Annotated in this window: 14 protein-coding genes and 2 tRNA genes; 13 read left to right on the top strand and 3 right to left on the bottom strand. The window is 45.3% G+C overall.

The annotated features are described in order from the left end of the window. Positions 1-207: 207 nt before the first annotated feature. The 13 genes from secG to FR741_RS03485 all read left to right on the top strand — a co-directional run bounded on the left by secG (position 208) and on the right by FR741_RS03485 (position 13,110). Positions 208-546, top strand: coding sequence for a preprotein translocase subunit SecG (gene secG, locus FR741_RS03425; RefSeq protein WP_005394661.1), 339 nt, complete (start codon positions 208-210; stop codon positions 544-546). 16 nt (positions 547-562) lie between these two features. Continuing rightward, positions 563-646 (top strand) — tRNA-Leu (locus tag FR741_RS03430). Between the two features lie 56 nt (positions 647-702). Then, positions 703-779: transfer RNA gene (locus FR741_RS03435), tRNA-Met, on the top strand. A gap of 225 nt (positions 780-1,004) precedes the next feature. Beyond that, positions 1,005-1,460 carry a ribosome maturation factor RimP gene (gene rimP / locus FR741_RS03440; protein WP_005394659.1) on the top strand — a complete coding sequence of 152 codons (456 nt, stop codon included), beginning with the start codon at positions 1,005-1,007 and terminating at the stop codon, positions 1,458-1,460. Between the two features lie 36 nt (positions 1,461-1,496). Next, on the top strand, positions 1,497-2,984 hold the full coding sequence (gene nusA, locus FR741_RS03445) for a transcription termination factor NusA (protein ID WP_005380084.1): 1,488 nt from the start codon (positions 1,497-1,499) through the stop codon (positions 2,982-2,984). A 22-nt stretch (positions 2,985-3,006) separates the two neighbouring features. Further along, entirely contained in the window at positions 3,007-5,715 is a 2,709-nt protein-coding gene (gene infB / locus FR741_RS03450) for a translation initiation factor IF-2 (protein ID WP_012841448.1), read from the top strand. A gap of 114 nt (positions 5,716-5,829) precedes the next feature. Next, positions 5,830-6,225, top strand: a complete 396-nt coding sequence (gene rbfA / locus FR741_RS03455) for a 30S ribosome-binding factor RbfA (RefSeq protein ID WP_005394657.1) — start codon at positions 5,830-5,832, stop codon at positions 6,223-6,225. After that, positions 6,225-7,178, top strand: a complete 954-nt coding sequence (gene truB / locus FR741_RS03460; RefSeq protein WP_167426269.1) for a tRNA pseudouridine(55) synthase TruB — start codon at positions 6,225-6,227, stop codon at positions 7,176-7,178. The genes rbfA and truB overlap by 1 nt, the downstream gene beginning before the upstream one ends. A 141-nt stretch (positions 7,179-7,319) precedes the next feature. Then, entirely contained in the window at positions 7,320-7,589 is a 270-nt protein-coding gene (gene rpsO, locus FR741_RS03465; protein WP_005380094.1) for a 30S ribosomal protein S15, read from the top strand. A 292-nt stretch (positions 7,590-7,881) separates the two neighbouring features. Next, positions 7,882-10,017, top strand: coding sequence for a polyribonucleotide nucleotidyltransferase (gene pnp / locus FR741_RS03470; RefSeq protein WP_005394655.1), 2,136 nt, complete (start codon positions 7,882-7,884; stop codon positions 10,015-10,017). A 179-nt stretch (positions 10,018-10,196) separates the two neighbouring features. Further along, positions 10,197-11,117 carry a lipoprotein NlpI gene (gene nlpI, locus FR741_RS03475; protein ID WP_012841449.1) on the top strand — a complete coding sequence of 307 codons (921 nt, stop codon included), beginning with the start codon at positions 10,197-10,199 and terminating at the stop codon, positions 11,115-11,117. Positions 11,118-11,216: 99 nt separating this feature from the next. After that, the gene (locus FR741_RS03480) at positions 11,217-11,639 is read left to right on the top strand and encodes a MarR family winged helix-turn-helix transcriptional regulator (protein ID WP_005394653.1); all 423 of its coding nucleotides are present in this window, start codon (positions 11,217-11,219) and stop codon (positions 11,637-11,639) included. Positions 11,640-11,763: 124 nt separating this feature from the next. Continuing rightward, positions 11,764-13,110, top strand: coding sequence for an MATE family efflux transporter (locus FR741_RS03485; protein WP_161443023.1), 1,347 nt, complete (start codon positions 11,764-11,766; stop codon positions 13,108-13,110). Between the two features lie 53 nt (positions 13,111-13,163). Here the strand turns inward: FR741_RS03485 and FR741_RS03490 are convergent, their stop codons facing one another. The 3 genes from FR741_RS03490 to FR741_RS03500 all read right to left on the bottom strand — a co-directional run bounded on the left by FR741_RS03490 (position 13,164) and on the right by FR741_RS03500 (position 17,249). Continuing rightward, positions 13,164-14,042 (bottom strand): U32 family peptidase, encoded by an 879-nt coding sequence (locus FR741_RS03490; protein WP_041853020.1) that lies wholly within the window; start codon positions 14,040-14,042, stop codon positions 13,164-13,166. Positions 14,043-14,062: 20 nt separating this feature from the next. Continuing rightward, positions 14,063-15,076, bottom strand: a complete 1,014-nt coding sequence (gene ubiU, locus FR741_RS03495) for a ubiquinone anaerobic biosynthesis protein UbiU (protein WP_167426270.1) — start codon at positions 15,074-15,076, stop codon at positions 14,063-14,065. Between the two features lie 133 nt (positions 15,077-15,209). Continuing rightward, positions 15,210-17,249 (bottom strand): sensor domain-containing protein, encoded by a 2,040-nt coding sequence (locus FR741_RS03500; protein WP_005394646.1) that lies wholly within the window; start codon positions 17,247-17,249, stop codon positions 15,210-15,212. Positions 17,250-17,478: the final 229 nt, after the last annotated feature.

The raw sequence follows: 17,478 nt of genomic DNA on the forward strand, positions 1-17,478 counted from the left end.
TGTGCAGTGAATGAAAAGGGCATCTTTTGCCCTTTTTTTGAGCGCTTAGCGCATTGGCATTGATTTTTTACTAATTTTCCCTTGTCAGCGTTACCGGCTTTCGCTAGTATTGCTCCGCCTCCCGTTAGGAGGTCGCTAGCCTTGTTCAATTATGATTTATTCTCTTGAACGGCGCTGGCTCAACAATTTGGAACATAGGTGGAAAAAATGTTTTCAGTTCTACTTGTGATTTACCTGTTGGCAGCGCTTGGTGTGATTGGCCTTGTGTTGATTCAACAAGGTAAAGGCGCAGATATGGGAGCCTCGTTCGGTGCTGGTGCTTCAAACACAGTGTTTGGTGCTGGCGGCTCAGGTAATTTCTTAACCCGAACAACTGCTATTTTAGCAACCGTATTCTTTATCGTTAGCTTGTTGCTTGGTCGTATGTCTACGCACAAGATTGAATCACAATGGGTAGACCCAACATTAGGTCAACCAGTTGTTGAACAAGTTAAGGATGCAGCGAGTGAAGTTCCAGCCCCTGCGGGTGATGAAATTCCTCAATAAGCTGTAAGGTTTTGATGCCGAGATGGTGAAATTGGTAGACACGCTAGCATGAGGTGCTAGTGCCTTAGGTGTGAGGGTTCGAGTCCCTCTCTCGGCACCATGTATTTACAAACTTGTAAATCACTTGTTTGCGAGTATAATGCTCAGCAAGTCGGACGCGGGGTGGAGCAGCTTGGTAGCTCGTCGGGCTCATAACCCGAAGGTCGTCGGTTCAAATCCGGCCCCCGCAACCAATCTCTTTCTTTAAGAAGAAATCGTAGATTGGCAAGTTTGCGTAGTGCTAACCACACTACGAGTTAAGAGAAGCATTTGTTGGCTATTCTTAACGTATCAGGGTCCAGCAGCATAAAACCCCGACTATCGGGGTTTTTTGTTATCTGAGCTTTTTGAAATAGCTCAGAGACTGCTTGGTTTTTTGATTGGGCTCTGAGCCCTTTTTTTGTTTCTGGAGTGGTTAAATGACTGGTTTAGAAAGACAACTTACTGAAATGCTTGAAGCACCAGTAGAGGCATCAGGCTATGAGTTGGTTGGATTAGAATTCATTCGTGCAGGCGCGCACTCAACGTTACGCATCTACATTGACCATGAAAATGGTATTAACGTGGACGACTGTGCAGAAGTTAGCCACCAAGTTAGTGCGGTTTTAGACGTTGAAGATCCAATTTCTGTTGCTTACAGCCTAGAAGTGTCTTCTCCAGGCTTAGAAAGACCACTTTTTAAAGCAGCACATTACGAGCAATTTATTGGTCACGAGGTCAGCATCGTATTGAAAATGGCTGTAGCAAACCGTCGTAAGTGGAAAGGTATTATCCATGGCGTTGATGGCGAAACAGTGACAATTACTGTAGACGGTCAGCAAGAAGAGTTTGCTCTAAGTAACATTTCCAAAGCTAACCTGATCCCTAAATTTTAGTTCCCTAAAAAAGTTTAAGCTTAGAGGCTAAATACAATGAGTAAAGAAATTTTAGCGGTAGCAGAAGCGGTATCGAACGAAAAAGCGGTACCTCGTGAGCGTATCTTTGAGGCTCTTGAGATTGCTCTAGCAACTTCTACAAAGAAAAAATACGAAATCGAAATCGACGTACGTGTTGCCATTGACCGTAAAACTGGTGAGTTTGTGACTTACCGTCGTTGGTTAGTTGTTGATGACGTTGAGAACCCTACAAAAGAGATCTCACTAGAAGCAGCACAGTACGAAGATGACTCAATCGAGCTTGGCGACTACGTAGAAGACGAAATCGAATCAGTAACGTTTGACCGTATTACGACTCAAACGGCTAAGCAAGTTATCGTACAAAAAGTTCGTGAAGCTGAACGTGCACAAATCGTTGAGCAGTTCATCGACAATGAAGGTGATCTAATCACTGGCGTTGTGAAAAAAGTAAACCGCGACACAATCGTACTTGACCTTGGTAACAACGCTGAAGCGGTAATCCTACGTGATGACCAACTTCCTCGTGAAAACTTCCGTCCAGGCGACCGCGTTCGTGGTCTTCTTTACAAAGTCGCGCCAGAAGCACGTGGTTTCCAACTGTTCATCACTCGTTCTAAGCCTGAAATGCTGGCAGAACTATTCCGTGTTGAAGTGCCTGAAATCGCTGAAGATATTATCGAGTTGAAAGGCGCGGCACGCGATCCTGGTTCTCGCGCTAAGATCGCTGTCAAAACAAATGACAAACGTATCGACCCTGTAGGTGCGTGTGTTGGTATGCGTGGTGCACGTGTACAAGCTGTTTCTGGCGAACTTGGTGGTGAGCGTATCGATATTGTGCTTTGGGATGATAACCCTGCTCAATTCGTTATCAACGCAATGGCGCCAGCTGATGTTGCTTCTATCATCGTTGATGAGGATGCACACTCAATGGACATCGCAGTTGAAGCTGACAACCTAGCGCAAGCTATCGGTCGTAACGGTCAAAACGTGCGTCTAGCATCTCAACTAACAGGTTGGGAACTGAATGTTATGACAGTTGCTGATCTTCAGAAGAAACACGCTGAAGAATCACAAGCATCTATTGAAAACTTCATGAAGTACCTAGATATTGAAGAAGACTTCGCTCAACTTCTTGTTGAAGAAGGTTTCTCAACGCTAGAAGAAATCGCATACGTGCCAGTTAACGAGCTACTAGAAATCGATGGTTTGAATGAAGAACTAATCGAAGAGCTTCGTGGACGTGCAAAAGATGCACTAACGACGATAGCACTAGCACAAGAAGAGTCTTTTGAAGGTCTAGAACCAGCTGAAGATCTGCTTGCACTTGAAGGTCTTGAGCGTGAGATGGCATTTAAATTGGCAGCGAAAGGTGTAGCGACACTGGAAGATCTTGCTGACCAAGGTATTGACGATTTAGAAGGTATCGAAGGCCTGACCGAAGAACGTGCAGGTGAGCTAATTATGGCCGCACGTAACATCTGTTGGTTCGGCGAAGAAGCATAATTTTCGGCAAGGAGGAAGCGGCATGACACAATTAACAGTTAAAGCACTGAGTGATGAGATTGGTACGCCAGTCGACCGCTTGATTGAACAACTTGCTGACGCTGGCATTAAAAAGGCGAGCTCTGACAATGTTACTGATGAAGAGAAGCAGAAGCTTCTCTCTCATCTAAAGAAAGAACACGGTGATAAATCTGGTGATTCAGAGCCGACTCGCCTTACGCTTCAGCGTAAAACTCGTAGTACACTTAGTGTGAACGCGGGTGGTGGTAAGAGTAAGAATGTTCAGGTTGAGGTGCGCAAAAAACGTACATACGTGAAGCGCAGCACAATTGAAGATGAAGCGAAACGTGAAGCTGAAGAAGCAGCACAACGTGAAGCAGAAGAAGCAGCAAAACGTGCAGCAGAAGAAGCTGCAAAACGTGAAGCTGAAGAAGCTGCAAAACGTGAAGCTGAAGAAGCTGCAAAACGTGAAGCGGAAGAAAAAGCGAAACGTGAAGCTGAAGAAAAAGCGAAGCGAGACGTAGATACGAATGCACAACGCAATGCTGAAGAAAAAGCAAAGCGTGATGCTGAAGAGAAAATTAAGCAAGAAGCAGCGCGAAAAGAGGCCGACGAGCTTAAACGTCGTCAGGAAGAAGAAGCTAAGCGTAAGGCTGAAGAGGAAAGTCAGCGCAAGCTTGAAGAAGCTCGCGAATTGGCTGAAAAGAATAAAGAGCGTTGGTCTGCTGCAGAAGAGAAAAAGGGTGATATGGAAGATACAGATTACCATGTAACGACTTCACAATACGCACGTGAAGCCGAAGATGAAGCAGATCGCAAAGTAGAGAGCGGTCGTCGTAAGAAGAAAAAAGCTTCAGGTAAAGACGACCAAGCTCGCGGTGGCCGTAACAACCAACGTGGCGGTAGAGGTCGTAAAGGCAAACTTGCTAAACCGACTTCAATGCAGCATGGCTTTGATAAGTCAGCAACGGTTGCTAAGCAAGACGTTGTAATTGGCGAAACGATCGTTCTATCAGAACTTGCTAACAAGATGTCGGTTAAAGCGACAGAAGTTATCAAAGTAATGATGAAGATGGGCGCTATGGCGACTATCAACCAAGTGATCGACCAAGAAACAGCACAACTTGTTGCTGAAGAAATGGGCCATAAAGTAGTTCTTCGTAAAGAGAACGAACTGGAAGAAGCGGTACTATCTGACCGTGACACTAACGCGGAAGCAGTTCCACGTGCTCCAGTTGTTACTATCATGGGTCACGTTGATCACGGTAAAACGTCAACACTTGACTACATCCGTCGCACACACGTTGCTTCTGGCGAAGCGGGTGGTATTACTCAGCACATTGGTGCGTACCACGTTGAAACAGACAACGGCATGATCACGTTCCTTGATACTCCTGGACACGCAGCGTTTACTGCAATGCGTGCTCGTGGTGCTCAAGCGACAGATATCGTTGTTCTTGTAGTTGCAGCAGACGATGGCGTAATGCCACAAACAGTAGAAGCGATTCAGCACGCGAAAGCGGCAGGCGTTCCTCTAATTGTTGCTGTGAACAAGATCGATAAAGAAGACGCGAACCCAGATAACGTTAAGAACGAGCTTGCTCAATACGACGTTATTCCTGAAGAGTGGGGCGGTGAGAACATGTTCGTTCACATCTCTGCTAAACAGGGTACAAACATCGATGGTCTTCTAGAAGCAATCCTTCTTCAGTCTGAAGTTCTTGAACTTACAGCTGTAGCTGAAGGCATGGCATCTGGTGTTGTTGTTGAATCTCGCCTAGATAAAGGTCGTGGTCCAGTTGCAACAGTACTTGTTCAATCAGGTACACTAAACAAAGGCGACATCGTTCTTTGTGGTCAAGAATACGGCCGTGTTCGTGCAATGCGTGATGAGCTAGGTAAAGAAATTACTTCGGCTGGCCCATCTATCCCTGTAGAGATCCTAGGTCTTTCAGGTGTACCATCTTCAGGTGATGAAGCAACAGTAGTTCGTGACGAGCGTAAAGCGCGTGAAGTAGCTAACTACCGTGCTGGTAAGTTCCGTGAAGTGAAACTTGCTCGTCAGCAGAAATCTAAACTAGAGAACATGTTCTCTAACATGACTGCTGGTGAAGTTGCTGAACTTAACGTTGTACTTAAAGCAGACGTTCAAGGTTCTGTAGAAGCAATCGCAGACTCACTAGTTAAGCTATCTACTGACGAAGTTAAAGTGAACATCGTTGGTTCTGGTGTTGGTGGTATTACGGAAACTGACGTAGTACTAGCGGAAGCTTCAAACGCAATCATCCTTGGCTTTAACGTTCGTGCAGATGCTTCTGCTCGCCGTGCTGTAGAAGCCGCAGCTGTTGACTTACGTTACTACTCAATCATTTACCAATTGATTGACGAAGTTAAACAAGCAATGGGCGGTATGCTTGCTCCAGAATTCAAGCAAGAGATCATTGGTCTTGCTGAAGTTCGTGACGTGTTTAAGTCACCGAAACTGGGCGCTATCGCTGGTTGTATGGTTACAGAAGGTGTGATCAAGCGTAACAACCCAATCCGTGTACTACGTGATAACGTTGTTATTTACGAAGGTGAACTAGAGTCACTACGTCGTTTCAAAGATGACGTTCAAGAAGTTAAGAATGGCTACGAATGTGGTATCGGCGTTAAGAACTACAATGATGTTCGCGTTGGTGACCAAATCGAAGTCTTCGAAATCGTTGAAATTAAACGTACTCTAGACTAATTGACTAAAATTACTAATATTGTCTTTGAAAGATAAGTAGTAATTGGTTGTTGAATACACCATGGGGGGCTGGCTTTGACCAACCCCCCATTCTTTCTATATAAGAGTAAAGATATGTCAAAAGAATTTAGCCGCACGCAGCGCGTTGCACAGCAGCTGCAAAAAGAACTAGCGATGATCCTTCAACGTGAAGTTCGTGACTCACGCCTTGGCATGGTAACGATCTCAGACGTAGAAGTTTCTCGTGACCTTGCTTACGCAAAAGTATTTGTAACCTTCCTATGTGTGGGTGAGCAAACACCAGAATCATGTCTAGCTGCACTACGTGAGCACGAAGTGCACATTCGCATGATGTTAGGTAAGCGCATTCGCCTGCGTCTAACACCAGAAATCCGCTTCCATTATGACAATACGCTTGTTGAAGGTATGCGTATGTCTAACCTAGTGTCTGAAGTGGTAAGCTCAGACAAGAAAAAGCAAAAAGACTCTGGTCGTGAGGACGAAGAATAATGGCTCGTCGTCGTAAAGGTCGTCCAATTAATGGCGTTATACTGTTGGACAAACCAACAGGCATCTCTTCCAATGATGCACTGCAAAAAGTAAAGCGAATCTACTTTGCTGAGAAAGCAGGCCACACTGGTGCCTTGGACCCATTAGCGACAGGCATGCTGCCAATTTGCTTGGGTGAAGCGACGAAGTTTTCTCAGTTTCTTCTAGATTCTGATAAACGCTACCGTGTGATCGCAAAGCTTGGTGAACGTACCAACACGTCTGACTCGGATGGTGAAGTTGTAGAGACACGTCCAATCGATGTTACGTTAGACAAGCTAGAAGCGTGCATTGAGAAGTTCCGTGGCGAATCTGATCAAGTACCTTCCATGTTTTCAGCGTTGAAATATCAAGGGAAACCCTTGTATGAATACGCTCGCAAAGGCATCGAAGTTCCGCGTGAAGCTCGCAAGATCAATGTATACGAGATTGTTCTTCATCGTTTTGAAGGCGATGAAGTCGAGATGGAAGTGCATTGCTCAAAAGGCACCTACATTCGTACCATCGTGGATGACCTAGGCGAAATGTTAGGTTGTGGTGCGCACGTAACTATGCTTCGACGCACTGGTGTTGCGAAATACCCTTACGAGAAGATGGTGACACTTGAGCAACTGAATGAGTTACTAGAGCAAGCACACCGTGAAGAACGCGCGCCTCGAGAACTACTGGACCCATTGCTGTTACCAATGGATACAGCGGTAGAAGACTTACCAGAAGTCAACTTAGTGCCTGAACTGGCGGATATGGTTCAGCATGGGCAACCTGTTCAAGTATTTGGTGCGCCTACCGAAGGCTCACTTCGCCTTACCATGGGTGAAGAGCGTTTGTTTATTGGCGTTGGCGAAATGAACGAAGATGGCAAAATCGCTCCTAAGCGATTGGTCGTGTTCCGAGATGACATCGCATCCAAGTAAATGATTGAAAATACCGACCTGAGTGTCGGTATTTTTATATTGCACGAGATAGGAAATTTCCCTATAATCCGCGCTTCGCGTAGCGGCTGAATCAGAGATTGGCTGCTACAACTTTAAACCTACTCTTATTAGGAGAGAATTATGTCTCTGAATGCAGAAACTAAAGCAGCAATCGTTGCAGAATACGCACAAGGCGAAGGCGACACTGGTTCACCAGAAGTTCAAGTAGCTCTACTTACAGCTTCTATCAACCACCTACAAGGTCACTTCAAAGCGCACAAAGGCGATCACCACAGCCGTCGTGGTCTTCTACGCATGGTTTCTCGTCGTCGTAAGCTTCTAGATTACCTAAAAGGTAAAAACCTAGCTCGCTACCAAGACCTAATCAAACGTCTAGGCCTACGTCGCTAATCAGCGACTGCATAGCAGTTTGTCTAAAAAGGGGCTTTATGCCCCTTTTTTGTTGCCTAAATTTAGCCAAATTAGACTTATGCCGTTATAATACTGGCGGCTAAACCTCGTAAGAGGTTTTCTCAAAAGCTCATAGCATTACAGTCAACCACGTCGACCAAAAGGTCGCGACTATTCAAAAGGAATTTCCGAGTTTCTTTTTACTAGTCGCGATTCGTAATGTCTTGAGTGTCAATTAACACATCTAAGATTTCTTTTAGCACTAAAGGAAGATTAGAAACAAGGAATAACAATGTTCGAAAAACCAGTTGTTAAAACGTTCCAGTACGGTAACCACACAGTTACTTTAGAAACTGGCGTTATTGCACGTCAAGCTACAGCAGCAGTTATGGTCACAATGGATGATACGTCTGTATTCGTATCTGTTGTAGGTAAAAAAGAAGCCGTTGCAGGTCAAGACTTCTTCCCACTAACGGTTAACTACCAAGAGCGTACTTACGCTGCAGGTAAAATCCCAGGCGGTTTCTTCAAGCGTGAAGGTCGTCCTTCTGAAGGCGAAACGCTAACAGCTCGTCTAATCGACCGTCCAATCCGTCCGCTATTCCCAGACGCGTTTAAAAACGAAGTTCAGGTTATCGCGACAGTAATGTCTGTAAACCCAGATGTTCAGCCTGATATCGTTACAATGATCGGTACTTCTGCTGCTCTTGCTATCTCTGGCATTCCATTCAACGGCCCTATCGGTGCGGCGCGTGTTGGTCATATCGATGGTCAGCTTGTACTTAACCCTAGCCAAACTGAACTAGAAACTTCTAAGCTTGATCTTGTTGTTGCTGGTACAGAATCAGCCGTACTGATGGTTGAATCAGAAGCGGACAACCTAACTGAAGAAGAAATGCTAGCAGCGGTTGTTTACGGTCATGATCAACAACAAGTTGCTATCAAAGCTATCAATGAATTCAAAGCAGAAGTAGCAACTCCTGCTTGGGATTGGGTAGCTCCTGAAGAAAACACAGCGCTTAAAGATAAGATTGCTGAGCTAGCAGAAGCGAAGCTTGTTGAGGCTTACAAAATCACTGAGAAGATGGCTCGTTACGACCGTATCAATGAGATCGCTGCGGAAGTAAATGAAGTTCTTCTAGCTGAAGATCCTGAAGCGGATACAAAAGAAATCCACACTATCTTCCATGATCTAGAGAAAACAGTTGTACGTCGTAGCATCATCGCGGGTAACCCTCGTATTGATGGCCGTGAAAAAGACATGGTTCGTGCACTAGATGTACGCACTGGTGTTCTTCCTCGTACACACGGTAGCGCGCTATTCACTCGTGGTGAAACTCAGGCTATCGTGACGGCAACTCTAGGTACTCAGCGTGATGCTCAAATCATTGATGAGCTAACAGGCGAGCGTAAAGATCACTTCCTACTGCACTACAACTTCCCTCCATACTGTGTAGGTGAGACTGGTTTTGTAGGTTCTCCTAAGCGTCGTGAAATCGGCCACGGTAAACTGGCTAAACGTGGTATCGCTGCAGTAATGCCATCAGTAGATGAGTTCCCATACACAGTACGTGTTGTATCGGAAATCACTGAATCTAACGGTTCATCTTCAATGGCTTCTGTATGTGGTACGTCTCTTGCGCTTATGGACGCAGGTGTGCCAATCAAGTCTTCTGTTGCGGGTATCGCAATGGGTCTTGTTAAAGAAGGCGACGACTTCGTTGTTCTTTCTGACATCCTTGGTGACGAAGACCATCTAGGCGATATGGACTTTAAAGTAGCGGGTACTAACACTGGTATCACAGCACTTCAAATGGACATCAAGATCGAAGGTATCACTAAAGAGATCATGCAAATTGCGCTTAACCAAGCTCAAGGTGCACGTAAGCACATCCTATCTGTAATGGATGAAGCTATCTCTGGTGCTCGTGAAGACATCTCTGAATTTGCTCCTCGTATTCACACAATGAAGATCAGCGCAGAGAAGATCAAAGACGTTATCGGTAAAGGTGGTGCAGTTATCCGTGCTCTAACTGAAGAGACTGGTACAACTATCGAAATCGAAGACGACGGTACTATCAAGATTGCTGCAACTGAAGGCACTGCTGCGAAAGAAGCTATCCGCCGTATCGAAGAGATCACTGCTGAAGTTGAAGTTGGCCGTATCTACACGGGTAAAGTTGCACGTCTAGCTGACTTCGGTGCATTCGTAACGGTTCTTCCAGGCAAAGATGGTCTTGTACACATTTCTCAAATCGCAGAAAAACGTGTTGAGAAAGTGTCTGACTACCTAGCTGAAGGCCAAGAAGTTCAAGTTAAAGTTCTTGAAATCGACCGCCAAGGCCGTGTACGTCTAAGCATGAAAGAAGCGGTAGAAAAGCCAGCTGAAGAAGCTGCTGCTGAAGCACCAGCTGCGAAAGACGAGTAAGACAAAATGAGACTTTCAGCCTTTTATTAGATTAAGGGCCTGAAAGCATGTTATAAAAGGGGAGCATTTTCGCTCCCCTTTTTTTGGTTTATTTCGACGCATTAACCTCAAACGAGGTTATCGCCTATATTGCATTAAGAGAAATAAATTTTGAGCGGTCCAAACAGGAGTATCAATTAGTGAAATGGTTTCAAACCGCAAGTTTATGTGTTGCTATCGCGCTGACCGGTTGTGCAAATACTTCTCAGCAATCAGCACAAAAGTGGCTATATCCACCGATGGCGGTGCCACTTCAGCCTAGCGTTCAACAAGAAGTACAAATCGCGCGTTTATCGCAGTTGCTACAACGTCCTGATCTCAGTGATGAAGTACGCGCTAAAATGCATTATGAGCGCGGTAGCTACTACGATAGCGTTGGTTTGCGTGATCTTGCCCGTTTGGACTTTAACCAGTCTTTGCAGTTGAATCCTGCTCAACCGGATATCTTCAATCTTTTGGGGGTGTATTTCACCCAAGTGGGGGAGTTTGACGCGGCTTATGAAGCGTTTGACTCGACCATAGAGTTGGCTCCGGATAATACCTATGCTGAGCGCAACCGTGCGATTGCACTGTATTATGGTGGCCGAATCGATCTCGCTTTAGAAGATATGACCAAGCACTATCAAGAAATGCCAACGGATCCTTTTCGTTCATTATGGCTGTACATCATCGAAGCTGAGCAAAATCCAGAGCAAGCAAAAGCCAATCTTCAACAGCGTTATTTACGAGATCGTAGTGAAGAGTGGGGATGGGTTCTTGTTGCTATCATGCTACGAGACGTCTCGGACGAAGACGCTCTTAAAGCTATTATGGATGGAACGAGAGAGAACTATCGCCTAGCTGAACGATTGACGGAAACGTATTTCTACCTTGGAAAGCGTAATCAGCTTGAAGGTGACATCGCAAGTGCCATCTCACTTTATAAGCTCGCGATTTCGTTCAACGTTTATGATTATGTTGAGCATCGGTATTCCTTCTTGGAGCTGGCACAAATCTACGATCAATTACAGCAAGACAGATTAGCCAAGCTAAAGGCTGCTAAGAAGCAGGAAATTGAATGATTTAGAGCCGCTCGATGAGAGCGGCTTTTTTTATGATTGAACTTGATGAGTGACTCATTTAAAATAGTTAGCCTTGCTAACTAAGTGGTGGTGGATTTTATGGCACTAGAAGAAAGCTTGATTGATTTAGAGCGTTTTTGCGCCAAAGCTTGGCGTGTTTATGCCAAAGAAGATCCGTTATCACATCTAAGCTTTAATGAGTTCGATTATTTACGTGTGATTCAGGTTTACCCTGAGGGTGTACGAATAACCGATCTTGCAGAAGAGTTGCAAGTGACTAAGCCTTCCGCATCGACAATGGTTGTTCGTTTGGAAAAAAAGGGTTTGGTGAAACGCATCGCATGTAATGAGGATGCCCGTGCTAAGCGTGTATTGCTGACAGAAGAAGTCGCAGAAAAAATGTCTTTGGAGCAGGTGGTTTACAAAGATATCTCTGAACAAATGATGCAACAATTAAATCAGCAAGAAGCTGAGCAGTTACAAGCTTTACTGAATAAAGCATTGAGCAATAAGTCATTTTAAACTAAACCAAAGGCCTCTGCTGTACGCATTAGCCTTTGGTGTTTCATTTTTCTTTTATTTAATTTAACCATTTAGTTAGCCTTGCTAATTAAATGGTTAGCTTTGCTAACTACTGGTGGCAGTCATGCAAAACTCAATTTATAGACAGTTTTGGAAATATACGATTCCAACCGTCGCAGCAATGCTCGTGAACGGTTTATATCAAATAGTTGATGGCATTTTTATTGGCCGTTATGTTGGTGCTGACGGATTAGCAGGGATCAATGTTGCGTGGCCGATCATCGGTTCTATCCTCGGTATAGGGATGATGATTGGGGTGGGGACTGGTGCGCTAACGTCGATTAAGCAAGGAGAAAACGATCATGAGGGCGCGAAGCGTATTTTAACGACCGGATTGGGGTTGTTAGCGATATTGATGCCGGTCGTTGCTACCATATTGTTCTATTTTTCCGATGAATTTATTCGTTGGCAGGGGGCGGAAGGGCGAGTGTTTGAACTCGCGCTACAATATCTGCATATTCTGATTGTCGCGTGCGTATTTACGCTAGGCTCTATCGCGGTTCCATTTCTTTTACGCAATGACGACAGCCCGAACTTAGCAACGATGCTGATGGTCATCGGTGCCGTCATTAATATTGTATTAGACTACGTATTTATTGCTTGGTTAGGGTGGGAGTTAACCGGAGCGGCCATTGCTACAGCGCTGGCACAATTGGTGGTAACCGTGCTTGGTATTGGTTACTTCTTTACTTCAAAAGCGACCTTACGCCTTCGAATCAGTGACTTTAAGGTTCAAGTTGATGTTGCACCAAAGATTATAATGATCGGTACATCTAGCTTCTTTATGTACGCGTACGGCTCTGTGATGGTGGCAATGCACAACGCATTATTTGCTCAGTACGGAAGTGCAATGTTAATAGGGGCGTATGCCATTTTGGGATATATCGTGACGGTTTACTATCTGATTGCAGAGGGAATCGCGAACGGTATGCAACCTCTAGTGAGTTTCAATCACGGGGCGCGCAACCAGGCGAACGTCAGGAAATTACTGCAAGTCGCAATGGGGACATCTGTGCTTGGTGGTGTGGCGTTTGTTGGTTTGATGAACCTTTTCCCGTACGAGTTGGTCTCGGTGTTTAACAATGCTGATCAACAGTTGATTGATAGCACGGTGATCGGGATTCGTTTACACATGTTTGCGTTGTTTCTAGATGGCTTTTTAGTCGTGGCGGCTGCGTACTACCAATCGGTAAACAAAGGCAGCAAAGCCATGTTTGTGACACTCGGCAACATGTTGGTTCAACTACCGTTTTTGTTCGTTATGCCGAAACTGTTTGGCGTGACAGGCATTTGGCTGGCTTTCCCATTGTCCAATATTGCGCTGAGTTTAGTCGTGGTCAGTATGTTGTGGCGGGATGTGAAAAAGCTGCTAAACGAAACTTCGGCTGAGCCAACAGTGCAAGCCTGTTAACAATGGCTGATAGAGAAAAGCGAGGTTGGGCCTCGCTTTTCTTTTTTGGAGAGCTAAATGTTTTTTACTTCTAAGCCAGCTAGCTGATGCCAATAGCCATTGCATTGGCGGCTTTCGAGTTTTTCAGGGTTGTCGCCATGCTCGTTTGAGCGAAAATGCTCTAACTCAGAAAGTGTACTCACACCGAGAGGGCTTAAGCGGACCACATCAACTAGCCCTTGCATGCTTGGTAAGTCATTGATCAGGTTATAACAATACCCTGATTGTGTTTGAATACCGTTAAGGTTAAAGACTTCTTGCCCTTCTTGGCTACTGACCTGGATTCCTGTTGGGTATTTGATACAGCAGGTTTCGCAATCGTCTTTCGCTCGGTTTTCAGCTCGGGCTGTGAAACAGCGAGCGGAATACGCTAAAGGTAAATAACCGTGGCTAAATACCTCAACTTCAAACTTGTTACGAATACCAAGCTCGTCACACTGAACTAAAGTATCGTTTAACCATTCGCGAGAGAGCTCGACAGGCATACACCAGCGAACCATACCTTGCTTCAAAAATAAGTTGAGCGTGTGTGCGTTATAAGTATTGATTGCAGGACCAACGACGAAAGGCACTTTATGCTCTGATGCTAATTGAACCGCCGATACGTCATTAGCCTCAATGGCGAAGTCACCGTTATTGATGTACTTCTTCATGATGTTTACTTCACTCGGTGCTTCCAGTAGCGCCATCGTAGAGATAACGACTTGCTTGCCAGAGGCAGATAAGTCTTTAGCGATTTCCAACCAGTGGGCTGATTTCATTTCTCTGCGTTTAGAGCAAACCGATTCACCCAGGTAAATAATGTCTGCAGAGCTTTGTTTTGCTTGTTGGTAGAAGGCTTCTACATCTTGTTTTGGCCAAAAATAGAGTAGTGGGCCAAGTGCGTATTTCATTGAGTTATCCATCTTAACCTCTACTGCCATTTACGGTGGTAAGCACCTAAGGTGGTTTGCGTTCCTTCCGACACATTTGCGAGCGTCGCATCCCATGCGGCTTCAACTTGGTAAGCTTCTGGGTTGGCTTGGTAGCGATCGATCGCGGCTCGCCATGTTCGAGTGACTTGCTCTACGTAAGCTGGGCTGCGTTGGCGCCCTTCAATTTTTACAGATGCGACATTAGCGGCAAACAGTTCTGGCAGCATCGAAAGGGTGTTCAAACTGGTTGGCTCTTCCAGAGCATGATAGCGTTTTTTCTCACCATCAATTTCTGTTTCAAAACGATCTTTACAGAGCGTAGGGTAGCCTGCGTTTTCTCCTGCGCAGTAGCGGTCAATTAGGATATTATTTAGACGAGACTCAAGGCCTTGATCAGTTTCTTGCCAACGAACGTATTTGGCAGGAGAACAGGCACCCACAGTGTTTGGGGACTCACCCGTCATGTATGATGACAAATAACAACGGCCTTCGGACATAATACAAAGGCTACCAAAAGCAAAGACTTCTAGCTCGACATCGCTAGTGATGTTGCGCGAAAGCTGCTTCACCTGATGAATCGATAAGACGCGAGGCAGCACCACACGTTTTACGTTGAAGTTCTGTTTATAAAAATCAATGGCTGCGATGTTGGTCGCTGATGCTTGCACTGAAAGATGTAGTTCCAGATCGGGATATTTGCGAGCTGCATACTCCAGAACTGCAATGTCTGCAACAATCAGCGCGTCCACACCCAATGCCGCTGCATTGTCTACCGCGTTCGTCCAGCGCTCAAAGCCATTGGGATGAGCGAAGGTATTCAACGCGACATGAATTTTTTTGTCGCGGTCGTGAACGTATTGCACCGCTTTTTCTAACTTTTTGCCGTTAAAGTTGAGGCCAGCAAAGTGACGGGCGTTGGTATCATCTTTGAAGCCAATGTAGACGGCATCGGCACCGCAATCAATCGCAGTTTTTAACGCAGGCAGGTTACCCGCGGGACACAAGAGTTCCATATGCTCACAATCATTGAGAATAAAAAGGTGTCCGCATTTTATGAAGAATTATGAATAGCGAAATTGACCTAAGTTAGGTTTAGCTCAATAAAGTCGATATTTACCCCTTGAGAGTAAGGGTATCGAGTCGGGGTTAGTTCTTGTGACGACGATTCTGTACAAACAGCTCTTCAATTTCATGTTTTGGCTGTGGGCGATAAAAATGGAATCCTTGAATCGCATTACATTGAAGGTTAGAGAGCAAAGTAGCTTGCTGGTGGGTTTCCACCCCCTCGGCAACGACCGTCAAGTCGAGTGACTTACCCAGATTAATGATGTTTTCAATCACAGTGACCTGTTTGGGTAGCGTGTCGATATCGTTAATAAACGCGCGGTCGATTTTCAGCTCGTCGATAGGGAAGCGCGCTAAGTAGGAAAGGGAAGAGTAACCAGTACCAAAGTCATCGATAGAGAGGGCGAAGCCCAGCTTCTTAATCGCATTCAGCATTTGCAGTGTATGTTCGCTATCACTCATCACGGCACTTTCGGTTAGCTCGAAGGTAATGCAGCTTGGGTCAAGCTCGGTAGTGCGAAGTAACTTTTCCATAAAGTCGATCAGCTGTGGATTACCAAATTGCTCGGGAGAGAGGTTGATAGCGACACGACCTGGCAGTATGCCTTGTTGTTTCCAACGTTTTACCGTATTGAAAACATCACGCATCACGACGCGTCCAAGGTGTTCGATTAACCCTGCACGCTCGGCGACAGGAATGAATGAACCTGGGCTAATGTAACCTTCGACAGGGTGTTTCCAACGAACGAGCGCTTCGGCACCGTTAATGCTGAAGTCACGCGCGTTAACCTTTGGTTGATACCACACCTCCAAACCGTTCTGCTGCAATGCTTTTTGCAGTTCGATTTCAAGCCACAAACGCATGCGCGCTTCTTTGTTCATCTGGTCGTTAAATTTGATCAGGCGATTTCGGCCACGATCTTTGGCTTCATACATCGCAGTATCGGCATTTTGTAGCAGGATTCGCGCATCTTGCCCGTCTTCAGGGTAACGAACGCTACCAATTGAGCACGCAAGGCGTTTGCTGAAGTGGTGTAAATCGAAAGGCTGGTTGATCAACGAGATAATGCGATCTGACAAAATTTCAGCCATGCGGGTATTTTCTGGTTCTGGCAGAATGACGCCAAACTCATCGCCACCCAAATGACCAATAATCGCTTGATTTGGCAGTAATCGTTTAAGACGGGCCGATACCTCTTGAATCACTTTATCGCCAATGTGGTGACCAAGTGAGTCATTAATATTTTTGAAGTTATCGATATCCAAATAGAACACCAGAAGCGGTGTTTGCTTTTTGATCAGCTGTTCCAAACGTTTGGTGAAGCCAAAGCGGTTGTAGAGTTTGGTGAGCGAATCAATGTGTATGTCTTCATTCGATGCAGAAGACAAATTCTTGGGTGTATCGTCAGCGTCTTGGATCAAGATGATTTGAGACTCGCTGCCTAATATCGCCGTAGAATCTGCGTGTAACTGAACTTTTCGTTCAAAGCCACATCTCGCGCTGGTTAAGCAAACAAACGGCTTGTCAGAAATTAATGCACTCAAACGATGACTAAACACTTTCTTGCTGTTTTCATCGATGAATAGACGGCTGAGCTCCTCGCCTAGCAACTCATGGGGAGAGTTCAGTCCCAGAAGGCGTGCTGATGCAGGGTTGGCAGAGATGATAATGTCATCTTCGATAAGCAGCAGACCGTCAGGCAGTAGTTGTGTCAATTTCGCAAATTTACTTTCGGACTCCTCTAAGGAGCGTACGAGGATCTGCTTTTCTGAAGTATCCACAGCGTGAAAAACGACAAAGCGAATTTCGTTACCTTCAAAAACCGGTGACAGACTAAAGTGCAGGCTGGTTTCAAGGTCGGTTTCATCGAGGGTGATTTCGGCTTCGACATGCGTTCCTTTGAATGCACGCTGATAGTAGGGCGCCAGCTTTTTATAAAACTGCTCGCCCAGTACCTGGCAATCGTTTAAGCCGATGATTTCCTCATGACTTAAACCTGCGATATCGCAGTAACGGTCACTTACCATTCGATAATTGTGTTTTTTATCAAGAATGGCAAAGAAGAAAGGGCTATTTGAGGTTAGCGTGGCAAACCAATGTTTTAATTGCTGGGAAGGCATTAGGGTATTACCGATCTCCAATGAGCCAGATTATTCGTCCGTGTATAAAAAGCGACACCCTGATAAGCCTGCGGCGGTCTACTATCAAGTCACAGTATCGCTTGCCATTAAAGGGCTCGCGGTTTTAACTTTACAGTCGACAATCACATGGATACGCTCAGATAACTATAACTTTGAAAATACGGTTGTAAAAGTGTTTATCCACCTGTTCGCATCAATAATACACGTA

Source organism: Vibrio diabolicus (assembly GCF_011801455.1).
Lineage (GTDB): Bacteria > Pseudomonadota > Gammaproteobacteria > Enterobacterales > Vibrionaceae > Vibrio > Vibrio diabolicus.

What these genes read in the sequence shown, in the direction of transcription:
- truB (WP_167426269.1), top strand. Translation starts at nt 6,225, where the DNA reads ATGGCTCGTCGTCGTAAAGGTCGTCCAATTAATGGCGTTATACTGTTG.
- rpsO (WP_005380094.1), top strand. Translation starts at nt 7,320, where the DNA reads ATGTCTCTGAATGCAGAAACTAAAGCAGCAATCGTTGCAGAATACGCA.
- nusA (WP_005380084.1), top strand. Translation starts at nt 1,497, where the DNA reads ATGAGTAAAGAAATTTTAGCGGTAGCAGAAGCGGTATCGAACGAAAAA.
- FR741_RS03485 (WP_161443023.1), top strand. Translation starts at nt 11,764, where the DNA reads ATGCAAAACTCAATTTATAGACAGTTTTGGAAATATACGATTCCAACC.
- infB (WP_012841448.1), top strand. Translation starts at nt 3,007, where the DNA reads ATGACACAATTAACAGTTAAAGCACTGAGTGATGAGATTGGTACGCCA.
- rimP (WP_005394659.1), top strand. Translation starts at nt 1,005, where the DNA reads ATGACTGGTTTAGAAAGACAACTTACTGAAATGCTTGAAGCACCAGTA.
- ubiU (WP_167426270.1), bottom strand. Translation starts at nt 15,076, where the DNA reads ATGGAACTCTTGTGTCCCGCGGGTAACCTGCCTGCGTTAAAAACTGCG.
- FR741_RS03500 (WP_005394646.1), bottom strand. Translation starts at nt 17,249, where the DNA reads ATGCCTTCCCAGCAATTAAAACATTGGTTTGCCACGCTAACCTCAAAT.
- FR741_RS03480 (WP_005394653.1), top strand. Translation starts at nt 11,217, where the DNA reads ATGGCACTAGAAGAAAGCTTGATTGATTTAGAGCGTTTTTGCGCCAAA.
- pnp (WP_005394655.1), top strand. Translation starts at nt 7,882, where the DNA reads ATGTTCGAAAAACCAGTTGTTAAAACGTTCCAGTACGGTAACCACACA.
- rbfA (WP_005394657.1), top strand. Translation starts at nt 5,830, where the DNA reads ATGTCAAAAGAATTTAGCCGCACGCAGCGCGTTGCACAGCAGCTGCAA.
- secG (WP_005394661.1), top strand. Translation starts at nt 208, where the DNA reads ATGTTTTCAGTTCTACTTGTGATTTACCTGTTGGCAGCGCTTGGTGTG.
- FR741_RS03490 (WP_041853020.1), bottom strand. Translation starts at nt 14,042, where the DNA reads ATGAAATACGCACTTGGCCCACTACTCTATTTTTGGCCAAAACAAGAT.